This window comes from Sphingobacterium sp. LZ7M1 (genome assembly GCF_024296865.1).
GTDB lineage: Bacteria > Bacteroidota > Bacteroidia > Sphingobacteriales > Sphingobacteriaceae > Sphingobacterium.
The window spans coordinates 884879-904728 of the sequence record NZ_CP101134.1; the positions used below are offsets into that span (position 1 = coordinate 884879).

16 protein-coding genes are annotated in these 19850 nt (G+C 41.3%); 3 read left to right on the forward strand and 13 right to left on the reverse strand.

Annotated features, from left to right (window positions below; genetic code table 11):
* Positions 1-84 precede the first annotated feature (84 nt).
* From NMK93_RS03775 to NMK93_RS03820, 10 genes are all read right to left on the reverse strand, one after another.
* On the reverse strand, positions 85-840 hold the full coding sequence (locus NMK93_RS03775; protein ID WP_254529689.1) for an SGNH/GDSL hydrolase family protein: 756 nt from the start codon (positions 838-840) through the stop codon (positions 85-87).
* A 45-nt stretch (positions 841-885) separates the two neighbouring features.
* Entirely contained in the window at positions 886-2073 is a 1188-nt protein-coding gene (locus NMK93_RS03780; protein WP_254529909.1) for an aspartate aminotransferase family protein, read from the reverse strand.
* 121 nt (positions 2074-2194) lie between these two features.
* Positions 2195-2626 (reverse strand): hypothetical protein, encoded by a 432-nt coding sequence (locus NMK93_RS03785; protein WP_254529691.1) that lies wholly within the window; start codon positions 2624-2626, stop codon positions 2195-2197.
* Positions 2626-3561, reverse strand: coding sequence for a hypothetical protein (locus NMK93_RS03790; protein ID WP_185216091.1), 936 nt, complete (start codon positions 3559-3561; stop codon positions 2626-2628). Before NMK93_RS03790 ends, NMK93_RS03785 begins: the two co-directional genes overlap by 1 nt.
* Before the next feature lie 34 nt (positions 3562-3595).
* Positions 3596-4141 carry an RNA polymerase sigma factor gene (locus NMK93_RS03795; protein ID WP_185210669.1) on the reverse strand — a complete coding sequence of 182 codons (546 nt, stop codon included), beginning with the start codon at positions 4139-4141 and terminating at the stop codon, positions 3596-3598.
* A gap of 6 nt (positions 4142-4147) precedes the next feature.
* Positions 4148-5101 (reverse strand): transketolase family protein, encoded by a 954-nt coding sequence (locus tag NMK93_RS03800; protein WP_185210668.1) that lies wholly within the window; start codon positions 5099-5101, stop codon positions 4148-4150.
* Positions 5102-5125: 24 nt separating this feature from the next.
* A complete protein-coding gene (locus NMK93_RS03805) occupies positions 5126-5974 on the reverse strand; it encodes a transketolase (protein WP_185210666.1) in 849 nt (282 codons plus the stop codon).
* Between the two features lie 491 nt (positions 5975-6465).
* Positions 6466-7020 (reverse strand): NifU family protein, encoded by a 555-nt coding sequence (locus tag NMK93_RS03810; RefSeq protein ID WP_093098771.1) that lies wholly within the window; start codon positions 7018-7020, stop codon positions 6466-6468.
* A gap of 74 nt (positions 7021-7094) precedes the next feature.
* A complete protein-coding gene (gene purB, locus NMK93_RS03815; RefSeq protein ID WP_254529693.1) occupies positions 7095-8444 on the reverse strand; it encodes an adenylosuccinate lyase in 1350 nt (449 codons plus the stop codon).
* Positions 8445-8880: 436 nt separating this feature from the next.
* A complete protein-coding gene (locus NMK93_RS03820) occupies positions 8881-9099 on the reverse strand; it encodes a hypothetical protein (RefSeq protein ID WP_185210662.1) in 219 nt (72 codons plus the stop codon).
* A 236-nt stretch (positions 9100-9335) separates the two neighbouring features.
* On the opposite strand from NMK93_RS03820, the gene NMK93_RS03825 reads away from it, so the two are divergent.
* Positions 9336-10685: an acyl-CoA dehydrogenase family protein gene (locus NMK93_RS03825; RefSeq protein ID WP_185210660.1), complete on the forward strand. Its 1350-nt coding sequence runs from the start codon at positions 9336-9338 to the stop codon at positions 10683-10685.
* A 390-nt stretch (positions 10686-11075) separates the two neighbouring features.
* Here NMK93_RS03825 and yidC read toward each other — a convergent pair whose 3' ends face one another.
* Both yidC and NMK93_RS03835 read right to left on the reverse strand, forming a co-directional pair.
* Entirely contained in the window at positions 11076-12911 is a 1836-nt protein-coding gene (gene yidC / locus NMK93_RS03830; protein ID WP_254529695.1) for a membrane protein insertase YidC, read from the reverse strand.
* A 38-nt stretch (positions 12912-12949) separates the two neighbouring features.
* Positions 12950-14560, reverse strand: coding sequence for a CTP synthase (locus tag NMK93_RS03835; RefSeq protein ID WP_185210656.1), 1611 nt, complete (start codon positions 14558-14560; stop codon positions 12950-12952).
* Positions 14561-14800: 240 nt separating this feature from the next.
* On the opposite strand from NMK93_RS03835, the gene NMK93_RS03840 reads away from it, so the two are divergent.
* Positions 14801-15790, forward strand: a complete 990-nt coding sequence (locus NMK93_RS03840; protein WP_185210654.1) for an aldo/keto reductase — start codon at positions 14801-14803, stop codon at positions 15788-15790.
* A 78-nt stretch (positions 15791-15868) separates the two neighbouring features.
* On the opposite strand, the gene rplS is transcribed toward NMK93_RS03840, so the two are convergent.
* Positions 15869-16213 (reverse strand): 50S ribosomal protein L19, encoded by a 345-nt coding sequence (gene rplS, locus NMK93_RS03845; RefSeq protein WP_093098782.1) that lies wholly within the window; start codon positions 16211-16213, stop codon positions 15869-15871.
* Between the two features lie 387 nt (positions 16214-16600).
* Here rplS and NMK93_RS03850 point away from each other — a divergent pair, with 387 nt between their 5' ends.
* A complete protein-coding gene (locus NMK93_RS03850; protein WP_185210652.1) occupies positions 16601-19840 on the forward strand; it encodes a SusC/RagA family TonB-linked outer membrane protein in 3240 nt (1079 codons plus the stop codon).
* The last annotated feature ends 10 nt before the right edge of the window (positions 19841-19850 follow it).

The window sequence follows — 19850 nt, forward strand, 5'->3', positions numbered from 1 at the left end:
AATTTAATATCTCAATACTCATATCTCAATACTCATATCTAAAATAAAAAAATCTCGCCTCAGTTTATCTGAGGCGAGATTTTTTTATTTTATCAATTTAAGCCAAGATTCGGCCATCAGGTTGGCACCGGCCATCGTGGTATGTACACCGTCGGTGGTCCAGTAGCCGCCGTTGCTGTTTCTTTTCAGGCCTTGGTCAAAGATGCTTTGGTAGGGCAAAAAGATAGCGCCATATTCTTGAGCGATTTCTTTGGCTGCGTTCAGGTATTTTGGAAACTCAGGAAACCAAGCATCCGTAACATGCTTTACGTTCTTGACACCAAAAGGTTCGATGATAATCAATTTTACATCAGGAAGGGCTGCTTTGGTTTTGTCCAGCAACTCTTTATACTGCGCTTTATATTGCTCAGGCGAATTTTTTGCGCCACTATCCATGGTTCTCCAGAAGTCGTTTACACCGATCATAATGCTCAGGATATTGGGTTTTAGGTCCAATGCATCCTTTTGCCAGCGATTGATTAGGTCAGGAACACGGTTTCCACTGATTCCGCGATTATAGACCTTGATATCTTTGTCTGCATATTTATTAAGAAGGGTACTTGCTGCCATAAAAGCATAGCCGTTTCCAAAAGCATTGCCATCGTTAGGGTTCAGGTTTTCCTTATTTCTGCCTGCATCGGTAATCGAGTCACCTTGAAAGAGGATGACATCCCCTTGGTTGATGCTCAGTTTAGCCTTAGCACCCGTAGAAAAATCTATGGCGTTTGCGAATGATGTTCCTAAGCCGGCTGCTCCCAATGTCAACAAGCTTTTCTTTAAAAAGTCTCTTCTGTTCTCCATTTTTATGATTAAATAGGTTGATAGTGTTACAGCAATTTAGCTATTCTAACAGAATTTTTCAATCCCTTCCTTAATTATTTTGCAGGATTGGATGATTTCTTCCTCACTGATCGTCAATGGAGGGGCAATGCGCAATGCCGTTTCACAATGTAGGTACCAGTCAATGATCAAGCCTTTGGATGCACAATAGTTGCTCACTTGGTAGACTTGGTCAAAGTTGTCCAATTGCAGGCACATCATCAGTCCCAAGCCACGGATTTCCTTGATTTGCGGAATTTTGAGCTCCGCCCTAAACAGATTGGCCTTACGCTCTACCGATTCAACAAGCTTTTCATCTTGTATCACCTTCAGGGATGCCCTTGCTGCAGCACAGCTCACCGGATGGCCGCCAAAGGTGGTGATATGACCCAGCATTGGGTTTGATTTGATCACGTCCATCATTTCCTTTGGGGCTACAAAAGCACCCAAAGGCATTCCGCCACCAATACCTTTAGCCAACATCAGGATATCCGGTACGATACCAAAATTTTCAAAGGCAAATAATTTCCCTGTCCTACCGAATCCAGTCTGTATTTCATCGAATATCAGGAGCGCTCCAGATTCCGTGCATTTCTTGCGCAGGGCTTGCATATATTCTTTGCTAGGCACCCGAACACCGGCTTCCCCTTGAATGGCTTCCACGATGACCGCTGCTGTCTTATCGCTGATCTTATCCAGGTCAGGCAGGTTATTGTATTCAATAAAGGAAATCTCAGGAAGGAGTGGGGCATAGGCTACGCGATATTCATCATTGCCGATAAGGCTCAAGGCGCCTTGCGTACTGCCATGGTAGGCCTGTTTGGCAGCGATGATTTCCCTGCGACCGGTGAATTTCTTGGCCACTTTCATCGAACCTTCTACAGCCTCCGCTCCCGAATTGGTAAAGTAAACCGATTGGAAGGAGTCAGGCAAGACTTCTAATAGTTCCGTAGCTAACAGCACCTGTGGGGCTTGAACGAATTCGCCATACACGGTTACATGCATGAAACGGTCCAGCTGTTCCTGGATTGCTTTTAAGACTTGAGGATGTCTATGGCCAATGTTGCTGACATTGAAGCCAGAGACCAAATCCATATATTTCTCTCCGTTTGGCCCATATAGATATATACCTTCAGCACGGTCGATTTCTAATAATCTTGGTGAATCTGAGGTTTGGGCAGTGTTTTTTAGGAAGAGTTCTCTATTACTTATCATGATGTGGCAAAGATAGGCATAAACAGAAACTTTCATAAAACTTTAAGGTTGGAAGGTTCATGAATTTACAGGCTTATTATAAAATAGGGCATAAAAAAAGAAGCGCTAGCGCTTCTTTTTATTAATGTCTTCTGCTGTTTAGTTCCTTATACAGCAACTCTATAAACTCTTGTTCTACGGCAAAGAACTGAGATGCTCGGGATTGCCCCAGGACATCGGAGAACTTGGACCGGTATTTTTTCTTGATATCCACTTCTTGCGCATCGTATTCTATTACATCATTGCCGGGTCTGAAGGAATTGCCGCGGTTGCCACTGTTTTGGTGGCCTTGCGATTTCTTTGACTTGACACCTCTGATTTCTTTCGAGTACTGATTGTACAGTGGAAAGAATTGCTGTGCTTCGGTTGGAGTTAATCTCAGTTGTTTGGTAATATAAGCCGCCTTCTGCTTCTCAATTGCTTCAAATCTTTCTTGGCGTGACTGTCCATTCGCAACAAAACAAGCTATCCAAATCAAACAGAGCGTTGAAATAATATGTTTTAAACGAATCATTATAAATTATAATTTAAGTAATCTTCTAAAACTTCCTTATCGATTCCCTCCCCCACATTTAGTGCTTCCTCTGGCTGATAGATGTACTCTGCATAGTACTCTAGGTCAGAAGCATCACTGTAATTGGAAAGGTAGTTGATAATTTCATCTTCTGGAATTTCATTCAACGACACCTTTTCCGCTTGCATGGGTTGGTTGTATTCTGCATTGTAAACAGACACCCCGATCACTGCGGCTACACAGGCTGCAGCGGCTGAGCTCAACCAAGCATACACTTTTCTTTTCTTCCCAGAAACTGAAGTTTCAGACTCATTACGTGAAGGCAATTGAATGACCTTCTTGTCCTGAACTTTGTCAAGGATAGCGGTTGACAGCTGATCGAAATAACCCGCAGGTACTTCAAACCCATCTGCCTGAACTTTAGATTTCAATTCTTCGGTATAGATTGAAGCCATGATTTGATCATCAGCTTCTTCAAAATAACCCTCAGGAACGGTAAATCCTGGTTCAGCTATCTCTAGCGTTAACTCTTCTTCTTCAATTCTGTCTAGAATACGAGCAGTCAAGTTATCAAAGTAACCAGCAGGAACTTCTGTTTCTTCCATTTCTCTGACCCCGTCTATGTGGACTTGGCCAAGGATCTGCTCACTCAATTGATCAAAATACTGCTCAGGCACACTGAAGTTTTCAGCATCTCTGTACTGGTCGATCTTGATCTGACCTAACAGTTGGGACTCTTGTTGTTCAAAGAATCCATTTGGAGTGCTCAATCCTACTTTTCCTGTGTCTGAAATTTGATCAAGTTTAGCGAAGAACAGACTTCTTTCGGTTAGCTTTTCAAAGTAATTTTCAGGTACAATGAAAGGGTTGACACGCAACGAGTTAGGTAGTTGGTTGCCTCCTAAGTTTTCGTAATATGTGTTATTTTCTTTCATAGTACCATAATAGATAGTTTTTGCGGCAAAAGGTTTAATCGTTTGAGGCAAAAAAGTTCTCTATTTTTTTAACTGCTAAGTGGTACGAAGCTTTTAAGGCTCCGACACTGGTTCCTAACACCTCGGATATCTCTTCGTACTTCATGTCCTCGAAATATTTCATGTTAAAGACCAGCCTTTGTTTGTCCGGCAAGATCAAAAGAGCTTGCTGTAATTTCATTTGTGCCTTGTCACCATTGAAATAGGCACCGTCTGCCAAGGAGTCTGCAAGATAAGCAGAGCTATCATCATCCAATGAAACACTCTGCTTTTGCTTTTTCTTGTTCAAAAAGGTGATACACTCATTGGTAGCAATGCGGTATAACCAAGTATACAATTGCGAATCTTCCCTGAATTTCTCAAGATTGCGCCATACTTTGATAAAGATATCTTGTACAACATCATCGGCGTCGTCGTGGTCAATGACCATACGTCTGACATGCCAATAAATCTTTTGCTGATATTTTTTAAGCAATAAGCGGAATGCCTCTTCACGAGTTTTTTCATCCGCAAACTTTGCTATTATCAGGGAATCTTCCATAGATTGTTATTTTCTTGTAATGACTTTACGTACTGCATTAACAATATTTGCAGCATTTAAACCGTATTTTTCCATCAATTGAGCTGGAGTTCCCGACTCGCCGAAGCTATCGTTCACTGCAACATACTCCTGTGGAGTAGGTAATTTCTGTGCCAATAATTGCGCCACGCTATCGCCAAGACCGCCAAGACGGTTGTGCTCTTCAGCGGTAACCACACAGCCTGTTTTGGTCACTGATTTTAGGATCGCTTCTTCATCCAATGGTTTAATGGTGTGAATATTGATGATTTCAGCATTGATGCCTAATTTCTCCAATTCTTCACCCGCTTGGATCGCTTCCCAAACCAAATGACCTGTTGCTACGATCGTAACATCGGTACCTTCATTTAACATTACCGCTTTGCCGATCTCAAATTTTTGGTCAGCAGGAGTGAAGTTAGGAACTACTGGACGTCCGAAACGAAGGTAAACAGGACCTTCATGGTCTACTAACGCAACAGTAGCCGCTTTTGTTTGGTTGTAGTCACATGGATTGATCACCGTCATACCAGGCAACATTTTCATCAGACCGATATCTTCCAAGATCTGGTGAGTAGCACCATCTTCTCCTAAAGTCAAACCAGCGTGTGAAGCACAGATCTTAACGTTCTTGCCTGAGTACGCAATTGATTGACGGATTTGGTCATAAACACGACCAGTTGAGAAGTTGGCAAAAGTTCCAGTAAAAGGAATCTTACCTCCAATGGTAAGACCCGCAGCGATACCCATCATGTTCGCTTCCGCAATACCAATTTGGAAGAAACGCTCTGGATAAGCTTTTATAAAGTCGTTCATTTTCAATGAACCGATCAAGTCAGCACATAAGGCTACTACGTTCTCATTTTTCTGGCCAGCTTCCAATAAACCAGCACCGAAACCTGAACGTGTATCTTTTGATTCTGTGTATGTATATTTTTTCATTACAAATACTATCGTAAACAGTGATTAATAATCGCCTATGGTTCTAGGGATTTGATTTAAAGCAGATTCTAATTGCTCGTCGTTTGGAGCAACTCCATGCCATTTGTGTGAGCCCATCATGAAATCAACACCTGAACCCATTTCAGTGTGCAATAAAATGATCACTGGTTTGCCTTTTCCAGTACGAGATTTAGCCTCGTCCAATCCAGCAATTACAGATGCCATGTCATTACCTTTGTTCACTTCCAATACGTCCCATCCAAAAGCTTCCCATTTAGCACGTAGGTTTCCTAATGACAATACATCATCCGTTGAACCATCGATCTGCGCACGGTTGTAATCCACTGCTGCGATCAAATTGTCTACTTTATTGTGAGGCGCGTACATAGCAGCTTCCCAAACCTGACCTTCTTGCAATTCACCGTCGCCCATCAATACATAAACCAAATTGTTGTCTTTGTTCAACTTTTTAGCTTGTGCTGCACCGATAGCCACTGAAAGACCTTGGCCTAAAGAACCTGAAGCGATACGGATTCCTGGAAGGTGCTCATGTGTAGTCGGATGACCTTGAAGACGAGAGTTGATTTTTCTGAAAGTAGCTAATTCGCTCACTGGAAAATAACCAGCTCTAGCCAATGTACTGTAGAAAACTGGAGAGATGTGACCGTTAGACAAGAAGAAAATATCTTCACCAATGCCATCCATGTTGAAAGATGGGTCATTTTTCATCGCGTGAAAGTACAAGGCCACAAAGTAGTCAGTACAACCCAAAGATCCCCCTGGGTGTCCTGATTGGCATGCATGCACCATACGAACAATGTCTCTTCTTACTTGCGAAGCGATCTGTTCTAATTTGTTTATATCTGCACTCATTTTAAAGTATAAAATTTCGATTATTTTGCCGATAAAGTTAGTGATTTTTAATGGAGTGCCCTTGAAAAAGCTGAATTATTTAGACCGTAACCAACGGTTCCAAAGGAATTTTGTCCACAATTCACATTTATCTGAAAATTTAAAGTCTAGGCTGTCAATTGACCTGCTCTGAATATACACATATTTTTGGAATGGTTTAGAATAACTAAAACCTAAAATTCCGATTGTCATCTACCAAAGCATCCGAGCCTTAATTTGCTCTTATTCGAGACATGTTTTGAATTTTCCGAATATGTCTCGAATATGGGTAAAAGTATTCCCGAAGCCCATGCCACATTTTTTGTCCATTTTGGAACCAAATGCCACAAAAAAAGAGTCGCCCTTTCAGGCAACTCTTCCCTATAAATTTTGATTCAGTTTATTAATACTTAAAATCTAAATCCCTTCAAACAAGGTCTAAATACTAACTACTAAATACTTTCTGTTCTATATTACATTGCATTTGCTACCACTTCCTCCACTTCAGGGACCATGCGCTTCAATAAACCTTCGATTCCGGCTTTTAAGGTAATGGTTGAAGATGGGCAACCTGAACACGATCCGCGGAGTTCCACGGTAACTGTTCCATTGTCAAAGGATTTGTAGGCAATAGCACCACCGTCCTGTTCTACCGCTGGGCGAACATAGTCGTGCAATACCTGTTGGATTTTTATTTCTACATCATTTCCTTCAAAGACTACGTCTTCTGAATGTTCAACAGGTTTCACTGCCAATTCAGATTCTACAGCGCCCTTAACGAATTCTTTCAATAAGGCTTCGATATCATCCCATTCTGCATCTTCAGTCTTGGTAATGGTAACGAAATTGCTGGCGAAGAAAACGCCATTTACAAAGTTGAACTTGAACAGTTCCTTTGCAAAAGCAGATTCCTGCGCTTTTTCTCTATCTGGATAATCCAAGCTTCCGTTGATCAACAGTTTGTTGACCAAGAACTTCATTGTTGCTGGATTTGGGGTGCTTTCTGTATATACGTTAATCGTTGCCATGAATTCTAATTGTAAAATAAAAACACAAATATACTGTTAATACCTATTGCTAAGCGTCATTACTTCGTAAAAGCTTACAGCTTTACGCCCGTGTAATTACTTGGAGAGATGGCTTTGATCTCTTCTTTCACCTCTTCTGTAACATTCAACTGATCCACAAATGCCGCAATCGTGTCCTTGGTCACGTGGGTATTGGTACGGGTCAGGTCCTTCAATACCTCGTAAGGTTTTGGATAGCCTTCGCGTCTCAATATGGTTTGGATCGCTTCTGCTACCACGGCCCAGTTGTTTTCAAGGTCGGCTTGGAAGGCTGCTTCGTTCAAGATCAATTTCCTCAATCCTCTCAAAGTAGATTTGATTGCGATCAAGGTATAGGAGAATGGAACGCCGATGTTTCTGAGAACAGTGGAGTCGGTCAGGTCTCTCTGTAATCTGGAGATTGGAAGTTTTGCTGCTAGGTGTTCCAATACCGCATTTGCCAAGCCTAGGTTTCCTTCAGCATTTTCAAAATCGATAGGGTTTACCTTATGTGGCATCGCTGAGGAACCAATCTGTCCTGCAGTAATCTTTTGTTTGAAGTAATCCATGGAGATATAGGTCCATATATCACGACAAAGGTCGATAATGATATTGTTGATTCGCTTTAAGCCATCGCAGCTGGCAGCGAAGTTATCATAGTGTTCAATTTGGGTAGTGGTTTGCGATCGATCAAGGCCCAATGTTTCGTTAACGAATTTATTGCCGAAGGCCACCCAATCATGATTCGGGTAGGCAACATGGTGCGCGTTTAAGTTTCCAGTTGCTCCGCCGAACTTAGCTGAGAATGGAACTTGGTTCAACAGGTGCAACTGTTTTTCGATACGTTCTACAAATACTTTGATTTCTTTTCCTAAACGGGTAGGAGAGGCAGGTTGTCCATGTGTACGGGCCAACATGGAAATATTCTCCCATTCTGCACTCAGTTTTTTCAATTCCTCCAGCAATTCGCTGATGGCAGGTTGGTAAACCTCTTTCAGGGCATCCTTCCAGGAATGCGGGATTGCGGTATTATTGATGTCCTGGGATGTCAAGCCAAAGTGGATGAATTCAAGGGAGTCATGCAGACCTAATTTCTCAAATTCATTTTTCAGGAAGTACTCCACGGCTTTCACATCATGGTTCGTTACCTTTTCTGTATCCTTAATCCATTGCGCATCTTCCAAACTGAAGTTTTTGTAGATATCACGTAACTTATCATTTAAGCTACCATCAAAATGGCTCAATTGCGGAATACCTGATTCACTGAGCGCGATAAAGTATTCTACTTCAACTAAGACACGGTATTTTATTAATGCGAACTCTGAGAAGTAATTCGATAGATCTTTGGTGGTATTGTAATATCTGCCATCAATGGGTGTGATTGCAGTCAATGGGGATAAAGTCATTTTATTTTCTTTAGTACGGATGCAAAAATAAGAAATAGATGTGAGATATGGGAAATGGGAAATGGGATTTGAGATGTGAGATATGAGATGTGTGACAGTGAGTGGGTAATTTAATGGGGATAGATTTGTGATTTGAGATGTGAGATATGAGACAGTGGGGGTGTAGGTTATTGGGGATGGATTTGAGATGTGAGATATGAGATGTGTGACAGTGAGTGGGTAATTTAATGGGGATAGATTTGTGATTTGAGATGTGAGATATGAGACAGTGGGGGTGTAGGTTATTGGGGATGGATTTGAGATGTGAGATTTGATACAGTAGAGATGTAGGTTAATATCTCAATACTCATATCTCAATACTCATATCTCCCTCCCATAAACAACAAAAGCTCGTTTCTTAAACGAGCTCTTGATGTATTTTTAAAATCTGTTCGGATTATTGAACGTTTTTCAAAGAATCAGCGATAGAATCACCAGTTGCACGAACTGAATCAGCAACATTTTCTAATGAATCAGCTACGTTTTCAGTAGTTGAATCTACAACGTTTGACAAAGAGTCAGCAGTAGCTTCAGTTTTAGTTTCTGCGTTGTTACAAGAAGCAACACCGATAGTTAATGCTAAACCTAAGAATCCGAATTTGAATAAATTTTTCATTTTTAATTTTCTATTTAGTTGAAACAAATTTGTTTATTTAATTCTTAATACCCAATACCTAAAAAGGTAACCCAAGAAAAGATATTTTTTTAAAATTTTTATTGAACCTTTTGATTTTCAGTCGTTTGATTTTAAATATTTTCCTTAAGGCAGCGCAAATATACTACTGTTTTGCTGATTTGCAACAAGAAAAAACAAAAATTGTTATATTTCTGTTAAATTTTTAAAAGAATACTATGCTAGAAAGACTACAGAACATCCTAAAACTCATGAAATCAGTGGATTTGGAGCAATTGGAGAAGATATCGAAGAAAGTGGATTTGGCGGAAGTTTTGGGTGCTGTTTCGAAAATGGACGAAAATCAGCTCAAAATGGCCATGAAAATGTTGACTGGAAGTAAAAAGAAAAAAGATCCACCTCCAATCAATGCTGACTTTTATGATATATCGGCAAAACTTTCGGAAGAGGATAGAGCCCTGCAGATGAAAGTCAGGACCTTCCTGGAAACTGAAATACAGCCCATCGTCAATAAATATTGGTTACATGATGAATTTCCTTTCGAGATCATTCCCAAGTTGAGGGAGCTCAATGTCTGTGGTTATGTTTATGATGGTTATGGCTGTGCAGGTGGTACTTCCCTTATGGATGGTATTATTGCCGCTGAATTCGGCCGCGTCGATCCTTCCATTGCTACCTTCCTGGGTGTACAGAGCGGTTTGGCCATGGGGTCTATCTATATGTGCGGTTCGGATGAGCAGAAAAATGAATGGTTGCCGGCCATGCAACAGCTGAACAAAATTGGTGCTTTCGGCTTGACGGAACCTTTGGTGGGTTCTGCGACAGCTGGTGGTTTGACCACGACCTGTAAACGTGATGGAGATAATTGGATATTGAACGGTCAAAAGAAATGGATAGGTAACTCTACCTTTTCGGATATTACCATAATCTGGGCAAGGGACCTGGATGACCAACAGGTGAAAGGCTTTATTGTCCGCAAGGAGAATCCTGGCTTTGCCGTAGAGAAGATCAAGGATAAGATGGCCTTGCGCATTGTGCAGAATGGCCTGATCACCTTGACAGATTGTGTTGTTCCGGAATCAGATCGTATGCCTTATGCCAATTCCTTCAAGGATACGGCCAAGGTGCTTCAGATGACGAGGGCAGGAGTGGCGTGGATGGCTGTTGGATGTGCTCGTGGAGCCTATGAAAATGCATTGGACTATACCATCAAGCGAGAACAATTTGGTAAACCCATCGCTTCCTTCCAGTTGATCCAAAACCACCTGGTTGAAATGTTGTCCAATCTGACCGCCATGCAAACGCTGGTTTTCCGTCTTTCGGAATTACAGGACGACGAAAAACTTAGAGATGAACATGCTTCCTTGGCCAAGGTCTTCTGTACCCTTCGCATGCGCGATATCGTATCCAAGGCCCGCGAGGTAATGGGCGGAAACGGTATCCTATTGGAATATAACGTAGCTCGCTTCCTTGCAGACGCCGAAGCTATCTACTCTTACGAAGGAACCAAAGAAATCAATTCCTTGATCGTTGGAAGAAGTATTACGGGATTTAGTGCTTTTGTGTAAAGGGAGATGTGAGATATGAGATAGGAGATTTGAGATAGAAAGGGTACATATTATCGATTCTAAAATCCATAAAATTTATCAAGATTGATATCTCATATCTCAATACTCACATCTCAATACTAATAAAATAGTTATTACGGTTGATATCTCATATCTCAATACTCACATCTCAATACTAATAAAATAGTTATTACGGTTGATATCTCATATCTCAGTACTCACATCTCAGTACTAATAAAATAGTTATTACGGTTGATATCTCATATCTCAATACTCACATCTCAATACTAATAAAATAGTTATTACGGTTGATATCTCATATCTCAATACTCCCATCTCAATACTAATAAAACAACAATCCCCGGTTTTTTCTGACCGGGGATTGTTGTTTTATTTTTTGTCCTTATTCTGTTGAGCGGCTTGTTGAGCTCTCATCATTTCTTCCATTTTCTTTTGGAAGGAGGATTGTTTCTTTTCAGATGCTGGTTTCTTTTTGTTTGCTTCGATACCTGCAAGGATCTTGTCGTCGTTTACGAATTGACGGATGATCACTTGGGTTAAGAAGGTAAGAACCGCAGACAGGAAGTAGTAATAGTTCAGACCTGCTGGGAAGCTATTCAATACAAAGAAGAATACCAATGGCATGATGTACCCGATGTATTTCATTTGGTTGTTTACAGCTCCTGATGTGGAGTTGTTGTACCAAGTGGTCAACAAGGTTGTCAAGGTCATCAAGATACACATGAACGAGATGTGGTCTACACCTAATAAAGGAAGAGGTGCAAAGGTGATCGGCGCATCGTATGTTGATAGGTCTTTGATCCACATGAAGCTTTCTCCACGTAATTCGAACAAGTTCGGGAAGAAGAAGAAGAATGCTAAGGTGAAAGGCATCTGAAGCAATAGAGGGAGACATCCACCAAGTGGGTTTACTCCAGCTTGTTTGTAAAGCTTCATCTGTTCCTGTTGCAATAACATTGGATTGTCATCACCAACTTTTGCTTTGATCTCGTCCAGCTGAGGTTTTAACACACGCATTTTACCCATAGATTGGTAAGACTTGTAGGTTAATGGGAACATCAGGAGTTTAAGGAACAAGGTAAGGATCAAGATTACGATACCATAGTTCATGTTGAAACCATCTAAGAAATCGAAGATAGGAACGGTGATGAATTTATTGATCCAGCCCATTGGTCCCCAGCCCATATTAATGATTTTGTCGAAACCATTCCCTTCAGCCTTTAACGTTTTGTATTGGTTAGGACCGAAGAAGAAGCTGAAGCCATGAAGGCTTTCATTTTGTTTGTTTAATGCCAGTTCAGTGGAAGCACGGTAATGTTTTACCACACTGTCTTGAGTGATCAAGGTTGATTTAAGGTCTGCATTTACGAAACCTTCTTTGCTGGTCAGGATGCTAGAGAAGAAGTGTTGTTTGAAAGCAATCCAAGATACTTTCTTTTCTAATTTCTCTTCATCATCGCTAGTTTCTGAAAGATGGTCTACAGAACCGTCTACTTCTTTATAGAAGATTCCCGACTTCTCACGTTCAGACTTTACGTTACGCTCTTTTTGCAATAAAGTGGTTTCCCAGTTCAATAACATTTTATTCGAGCTTACATCCACCAAGCTTCCGATTCCAACGGTTTTGATGTCAAACTGAACGTTGTAATCATTGCCTTTTAAGGTATAGATATAATCAATGTATTTGTCTGCAGCGTATGAAAGGCGCATGGTCAATGATTTGGCGTCCTGTCCAGCGACCGAGAAGCTAGCTCCTTGGGCTTGGAAGAACAGGTCATTCGTTTTTACAGCCTTTCCAGGGATATTGAATTCAAGGCCAAAACGGTTGTCATCGCCTTCGAATAAGATAAGTTTAGATCCGTCAAAATTGGTCTCACCCTTAAGTTCAACTGATTTTACACGACCACCTTTGGTGCTTACGTTTACTTTAAGGAGTTCGTTTTCCAACGTAACGATCTGCTCCGAACCTACGGAAGCAGAACCAAAAGGTTGGCTCAACAGCACAGAATCTGCAACGGCAGGAGTGGTAGTGGTAGCAGCTTTTAAGGAGTCGCTGATCGGAGCCAAACCTTCTTTTGCTCTTTTGATTGAATCTTGATGTTGTTGTTCCTTTTTGATCTCGGCATCGGATGGCTTCAGGAAGTAGAAGGATCCAGCCAAGATGGCAAAGATGAAGATGAAACCTAGAATGTTATTTCTATCCATTGTTTATTAATTACTATTAATATATAGAGGTCTAAACTCTACTTTGATTTTTTATGTGTTAATGCAGCGGCTACAAAGCTAACAAAAAGTGGGTGAGGATTTACCACTGTTGACTTTAATTCTGGATGAAATTGTCCAGCAACAAAGAAAGGATGGTCCCTTAGTTCCACGATTTCCACTAAACCAGTGCTTGGATTGATACCTGAGGCAATCATTCCGGCCTTTTCGTAATCTTTTAGATACGCATTGTTAAATTCGTAACGATGGCGGTGTCTTTCAGTAATTTTTGACTTGCCATAAACGCCATATGCCTTTGTTCCTTTTTTGATTTCACAATCATAAGCACCCAAACGCATGGTTCCACCCATGTTTTTGATGTTCTTTTGTTCTTCCATCAAGTTGATTACTGGATGTGGCGTATTTTCATCCATTTCGAAGCTGTTTGCACCTTTTAGGCCCAATACGTTTCTTCCAAATTCAATAACCGAACATTGCATGCCTAAACAGATTCCGAAGAAAGGAATTTTGTTTTCACGAACGTAACGGATCGTTTCTAGCTTTCCGTCAAGTCCGCGCTCTCCAAATCCTGGAGCTACCAATACACCGTCCAAACCTTTCAGTTTTTCAGCAACGTTTTCTTGGTTGACACTTTCTGCGGCGATATATTTTACTTTTACGCGGGTTTCATTGGTAGCACCTGCATGGATAAAGGCTTCCGCGATAGATTTGTAGGCATCTGGAAGCTCCACATATTTTCCTACAAGACCGATGTTCACCTCGTCTGTTGGGTTCTTCAATTTGCCTAGGAATGATTTCCAGTTTTCTAGATCTGGTTCATTTTTGGTTGAAAGTTTCAATTTCGCCAAAACAGTTTTGTCCAATTGCTCTTTCAACATATTCAATGGCACATCATAAATCGTAGGAGCATCGATAGATTCCACTACGGCATTGATGTTTACATTGCAGAACAAAGCTAACTTTTTACGGATGTCATTGTTCAGTTTGTGTTCAGTCCGACATACTAAGATGTCTGGTTGAACACCATATTCCAATAATGTTTTTACGGAGTGTTGAGTAGGTTTGGTCTTTAGCTCACCAGCAGCAGCGAGGTAAGGGACCAAGGTCAAGTGAATTACCAAAGAGTCGTTATTGCCCAACTCCCAACGTAATTGACGTACTGCCTCAATGAAAGGTAGGGATTCGATATCACCAACGGTACCACCCAATTCAGTGATGACGATATCATATTCACCAGATTGACCCAATAGCAACATGCGGCGTTTGATCTCATCAGTAATGTGAGGAACGACCTGAACGGTTTTGCCAAGGTAGGCACCAGCGCGTTCTTGTTCAATCACATGGCTGTAGATACGGCCTGTTGTAACGTTGTTTGCTTGGGAAGTAGGGACATTCAGGAAACGTTCGTAGTGACCTAGGTCAAGGTCCGTTTCTGCACCGTCCTCTGTAACATAACATTCTCCATGTTCATAAGGGTTCAATGTTCCTGGATCAATATTGATGTACGGGTCAAATTTCTGGATGGTTACTTTTAAACCACGTGCTTGGAGAAGCTTGGCAAGGGAAGCTGCAATAATTCCTTTCCCTAACGACGAAGTTACGCCGCCCGTAACAAAGATATATTTAGTCATAACAATAATGGATTTCTAACTTAGATGCCTAGATAAAAAGCATCGTTCATCTGCTCTATGTACGGGATACAAAGGTACGAATTTTTATTAAATAAGGTCTAAAAAAAATCGTTCGAAACCAATTGTGAGGTTAACGAAACGAAAGTCAATCAGTTGGAACGGTATTTAGTCGTTTTTTTACTTTCCACAGATGGTTGTGGAATTGGAATTCTGCTAACTTTAGGGTAAAAATCAAATAATATGGAATACAGAAGAATGGGAAAGAGTGGCCTTCAGCTGAGTGCGCTGTCATTTGGCTCATGGGTCACTTTCGCCAGACAAACTGATGATAACACCAATGAGCGCCTGATGGCACAGGCTTATGAGGCCGGCGTAAATTTCTTTGACAATGCTGAAGTGTATTCTGCTGGGCTTTCTGAGGAAATGATGGGCAGGGTTTTGAAAAAGCTGAACTGGGATAGGTCGTCCTATGTCCTGTCTAGCAAAGCTTACTTTGGCTGGAAAGGCGTAGACAAGAAGCCGAACCAACATGGATTGAGCAGAAAGCATTTGATGGAAGCCTGTCATGAAGCCTTGGAAAGGATGCAGGTTGAATATCTGGACCTTTATTATTGTCATCGGCCTGATCAAAATGTCCCCATTGAAGAGGTGGTCAGAACGATGAACACCTTGATCCAACAAGGAAAGATATTCTATTGGGGGACCTCGGAATGGTCAGCAGCTGAAATCATGGAGGCACACATGATTGCCAGGGATCTAGGATTGGAAGGTCCATCAGTAGAACAGCCTGAATATAACCTGTTCAACAGAAGAAAGATTGAAGTAGATTATGATCCAATCTTTAGAAATGTTGGCATGGGCACTACCATCTGGAGTCCTTTGGCTTCTGGGCTTTTGACTGGTAAATATAATGATGGCATTCCAGAAGGTTCAAGAATGTCCCTGGAAGGCTATGAATGGTTGCGGGATAAGGCTGTTGTTAATGATAAATTGAATCGGGTGAAGGCGCTAGGAGTTTTCGCCAATGAGCTTGGAGTTTCACTGCCAACTTTATGCATAGCATGGTGCATCAGCAATCCGAATGTAACAACGGCAATCTTGGGAGCGACCAAAGAAAGTCAGTTGACCGAAAACCTAAAAGCATTGGATGTACTTCCCCTGATTACAGCAGAAGTGAAAGAAAAGATTGATGAGATTATGGGAACCAAGCCTGTTGTCATACAGAATTAAGCGCGCTTGGTTTAAGGACAAATAAATAAGGGCTTTGCAAATGCGAAGCCCTTAAATATAATTTTTAAAGTCTCTCGATTATCTTTTTGATTTGATACGAGCAGCTTTTCCGGTAAGACCACGTAAATAAAATAATTTAGCGCGACGTACTTTACCAATGCTGTTAACTTCTATTTTCTCAATGTTAGGAGAGTTTACAGGAAAAATACGCTCTACACCAATACCGTTAGAGATTTTACGAACGGTAAAAGTAGCATTAGCTCCTTCGCTGTTTAATTGAATTACCACACCTTGGTACACCTGTACACGCTCTTTATTTCCTTCGCGAATTTTATAATGAACGCTGATGGTATCTCCGGCTTTGAAAGCGGGATTTTCATTTTTTACTACCGCTTGTTCTTCTACAAATTTTACTAAATCCATGATTCTGAGTAATTAATAACGATATTTAACCTGTAAAAATCGGAATGCAATATTACAGCTTTATTTTGATATTTGAAAATTCTTTTTTAAAAATATTCCACATTTCGTCGAATGCCTGCAAAAGTAAAAAAAATATAAACCAATTCCATATTTATTCCTGAATATCCACCTGTTTTTTAAAGTATTATTTTTTGATCTGGCTAAAGCGCAATAAATGAACCTTTTAGGTTTTGTTTTTCTTGATTACACTAATGTTTACCGAAAGGTTAAAATCTAAATGTTAAGGTTAAAATACGGTTGTAATAGGGTATAATACGGTCACTATGCTGTCTTAAATCTTTGGAAATTAGGAGGTCAGAAATTGAATAACCAATAAACACTAACTAGATGAACAAAAGATTTATTACCTCTTTGGCAGCTAGTCTATTCTTCTCGACCGTTTTGTTTGCTCAAACACAACTTAAAGGCCGAGTAGTCGACGAAAGCGGGGCACCAATCCCAGGAGTTACACTAGCATTGAAAAATGGTACTGCGACTCAAACCGGTGCCAATGGTGAATTTACTCTCTCTTATGATCAAGCTGGACAGTTGAATGTCTCAGCCTTGGGATACAGCAGAAAAGTTATCAACTTATCAAATCAGACCACTCTAGAAATCATACTGGATCCCAGTACAGAAGGGCTTGACGAAGTCGTTGTCACTGCATTAGGTATTTCCAGGGAAAAGAAATCCTTGGGATATACGGTGCAGGAAGTAGGGGCGAAAGAGCTGACCCAAGCTGGTCAGTTGAATGTGACCAGTGCACTATCTGGAAAGGTAGCAGGTGTCCAGGTCAATCAATTTGGAGGAACAGTAGGAGCGTCATCCCGGATCAGTTTAAGGGGGAACTCCTCTGTAAAGGCTGATCAGCAACCCCTGATCGTAGTCGATGGGGTGCCTATTTCCAATGATACTCAGCGTTCCGGAGATAATACCTATTCAGGTGTCGATTACGGATCAGGAATAAACGATATCAATCCTGAAGATATCGAAACAATAACCGTCCTTAAAGGAGGTTCAGCTGCCTTATATGGTATGCGTGCGGGTAATGGTGTAATCTTGATTACAACCAAATCAGGTAAGCGAGGTGACAAAGGCATACAGTTATCCTATGATGGTAACTTCTCTGTGGACCAAGCGGCCTACTTGCCAAAAGTCCAAAACCTATACGGTCAAGGATATAATGGTGATGAAAAACACTATAATGACTTTCAGGCAACGAATGGCAAGATCTCTTATCAAGATTATGCGCAGACTAAAGGTTTCGCCTATGTGGATGGAACAGGGCAAACAGGGGTATGGGATGGATTCGATGAATCATGGGGACCGCGTTTGGATGTTGGGCTGAAACTGCCGCAATTTGATAGTCCGGTGAATAATGGGGTTCGGACTCCTACGCCTTGGGTTTCTCAAAAAGATAATATCCGAGACTTTTTCCAACCTGGATTCTCGATGAACCATAACCTTTCCATTTTAGCCCAAAGTGATAAATCGAGCACTCGTGCTTCCCTGTCATTTAGGGACCAAAATGGTACAGTTCCGAATACCGACCAAAAAAGGTACAGTCTGCAGTTGAACAACAATACCAGCATCTCAGAAAAAGTTTCATTCGATGTGAGCACCAATTATACCCGTACAGAGAGCGATAATATCTTGAACCAAGGTTATGATGGCAACAACCCGATGAACGGATTTATTTGGTCAGGTAGGCAAATCAATATGCAAAGCCTAAAAGACAATTGGGATCAAAGGGATGAACAAGGAAACTATACCTATTACAACTGGAATACCAATTATCATGTGAACCCTTATTTCAATATCTATGAGAATACGAACTCCTACAAAAGGGATCGTTTTTTCGGAAAGAGTTCCTTGTATTACCAACCTTTTGAATTCTTGAAATTCGAAGGACGTGCCGGTCTGGATTATTACAATTTAAAGGCCTTTGAGCAAAATTATTATAACAGTGCCTTTCCTTATGGTGGATTCCGCGACCGCAAGACAGACAATACAGAATTAAACCTCGATTTCATTGCAACCTTCAACAAGCAATTCGGCGATTTCAACGTTTTGGCATCTGCTGGAGCGAATTACAGGAACCTGATGTGGGAAACCAATGTAATGGGAGCGGATGCTTTGACGGTTCTGGGAGTATATACCATTGCCAATAGGGTCGGTGATGCGGTTACCACAATGGACCATAGCCATGTCCGTTCGAATTCTGTTTTTGCGACTGCCAACCTAGGCTGGAAAGACCAGATCTATATGGACTTGAGTGCCAGAAATGATTGGAGTTCCACAATTAAGGATGATTTCTTTTATCCTTCCATCAGTATGAGCTGGTTGCCTACGAGTAGTTTCCCGAGTCTGAAAAATAGTGTGTTGAACTTTTGGAAAATCCGAGGTGGCTGGGCAGAGATTGGTGCGGGTACTACAGCATACCAGAATAGAGCATATTACTACCCGCAGAACAACGCATTTGGGGGGGTAGCACAGATGTTCCGCTCGATGGTGTTCCCGAATGAAAACCTAAGACCAGAGCAAATCAGGACTTGGGAGATCGGTACCGAGATCGGTTTCTTGGATGATAGAATCCATGCCGATGTCGTATACTACTATAAATCAACAAAAGATCAGATCTTGGCGGTAACGACTTCCAATGTGGTTGGATTTAGTTCCATGCTGCTAAACGCTGGAGAAATTGAGAATAAAGGTATTGAGGTGCAATTAAGAGGAGATGTGATTAGAAAAGAAGAGGGCTTTAATTGGACGACCTATATCAATTATGCCAAAGATAACAGTAAGGTTATCGAACTCTATCCAGAGCTGGACTTAAATGTTTATCAGATTGGATGGACTTGGGGTATAGCCAATGTTGCCCGTAAAGGCGAACGTTGGGGCTCGTTGATTGGCGGGGGATATGACCGCGTTGAAGACGGACCGATGAAAGGTGCGATCAAGGTGAATAACCGAGGTTTGGTAGTGAATAAGAATGCCCAGATTATTGGAAATACTACGCCTAAATTTTTAGCCAGTTGGCGAAATGATTTCAGGTACAAGGACTTCTCCATGGGCTTTATGTTTGACCTACGCGTTGGAGGTGATATCTGGTCACAAACCATGAGCCACTCCTATACAGCTGGGGTTGCATCCATCACTGCAGAGAACGGAATTCGTGAAAAGGCGATCGTGGCAGGTAGAGATGTGATGACCGATGAGAAATTCGTTATGCAGGATGCAAACGGAAACTGGGTTGAAAATACAATCGAAACTGACGCGCAGACTTGGTTTGAAAGCGGTGGTATTGCTCAGACCTATGTTTTTGATGGTTCATTCCTGAAACTAAGGGAAGCATATCTTTCATACAATGTTCCTTCTAGATACCTACAGAATATGCGTGGTATCAAACGAGTAAATCTGTCTTTGATTGGTTCCAATCTAGCACTGCTTTGGACACATAAATCCAATACTATGCGGATAGATCCTGAAACAGGAGGTGTATCGAGTGATAGCCGTGGGGTAGGTTTTGAACAAGCTTCAGTGCCTTCATCTCGCAGTATCGGTCTTAAGTTGGGGGTTACATTTTAAGAAAACAGAA

Coding starts and splice junctions, on each gene's coding strand:
- NMK93_RS03780 (WP_254529909.1), bottom strand. CDS start 2,073: ATGATAAGTAATAGAGAACTCTTCCTAAAAAACACTGCCCAAACCTCA.
- NMK93_RS03800 (WP_185210668.1), bottom strand. CDS start 5,101: ATGAAAAAATATACATACACAGAATCAAAAGATACACGTTCAGGTTTC.
- NMK93_RS03825 (WP_185210660.1), top strand. CDS start 9,336: ATGCTAGAAAGACTACAGAACATCCTAAAACTCATGAAATCAGTGGAT.
- NMK93_RS03820 (WP_185210662.1), bottom strand. CDS start 9,099: ATGAAAAATTTATTCAAATTCGGATTCTTAGGTTTAGCATTAACTATC.
- NMK93_RS03840 (WP_185210654.1), top strand. CDS start 14,801: ATGGAATACAGAAGAATGGGAAAGAGTGGCCTTCAGCTGAGTGCGCTG.
- rplS (WP_093098782.1), bottom strand. CDS start 16,213: ATGGATTTAGTAAAATTTGTAGAAGAACAAGCGGTAGTAAAAAATGAA.
- NMK93_RS03785 (WP_254529691.1), bottom strand. CDS start 2,626: ATGATTCGTTTAAAACATATTATTTCAACGCTCTGTTTGATTTGGATA.
- purB (WP_254529693.1), bottom strand. CDS start 8,444: ATGACTTTATCCCCATTGACTGCAATCACACCCATTGATGGCAGATAT.
- NMK93_RS03850 (WP_185210652.1), top strand. CDS start 16,601: ATGAACAAAAGATTTATTACCTCTTTGGCAGCTAGTCTATTCTTCTCG.
- NMK93_RS03790 (WP_185216091.1), bottom strand. CDS start 3,561: ATGAAAGAAAATAACACATATTACGAAAACTTAGGAGGCAACCAACTA.
- NMK93_RS03810 (WP_093098771.1), bottom strand. CDS start 7,020: ATGGCAACGATTAACGTATATACAGAAAGCACCCCAAATCCAGCAACA.
- NMK93_RS03835 (WP_185210656.1), bottom strand. CDS start 14,560: ATGACTAAATATATCTTTGTTACGGGCGGCGTAACTTCGTCGTTAGGG.
- NMK93_RS03805 (WP_185210666.1), bottom strand. CDS start 5,974: ATGAGTGCAGATATAAACAAATTAGAACAGATCGCTTCGCAAGTAAGA.
- yidC (WP_254529695.1), bottom strand. CDS start 12,911: ATGGATAGAAATAACATTCTAGGTTTCATCTTCATCTTTGCCATCTTG.
- NMK93_RS03775 (WP_254529689.1), bottom strand. CDS start 840: ATGGAGAACAGAAGAGACTTTTTAAAGAAAAGCTTGTTGACATTGGGA.
- NMK93_RS03795 (WP_185210669.1), bottom strand. CDS start 4,141: ATGGAAGATTCCCTGATAATAGCAAAGTTTGCGGATGAAAAAACTCGT.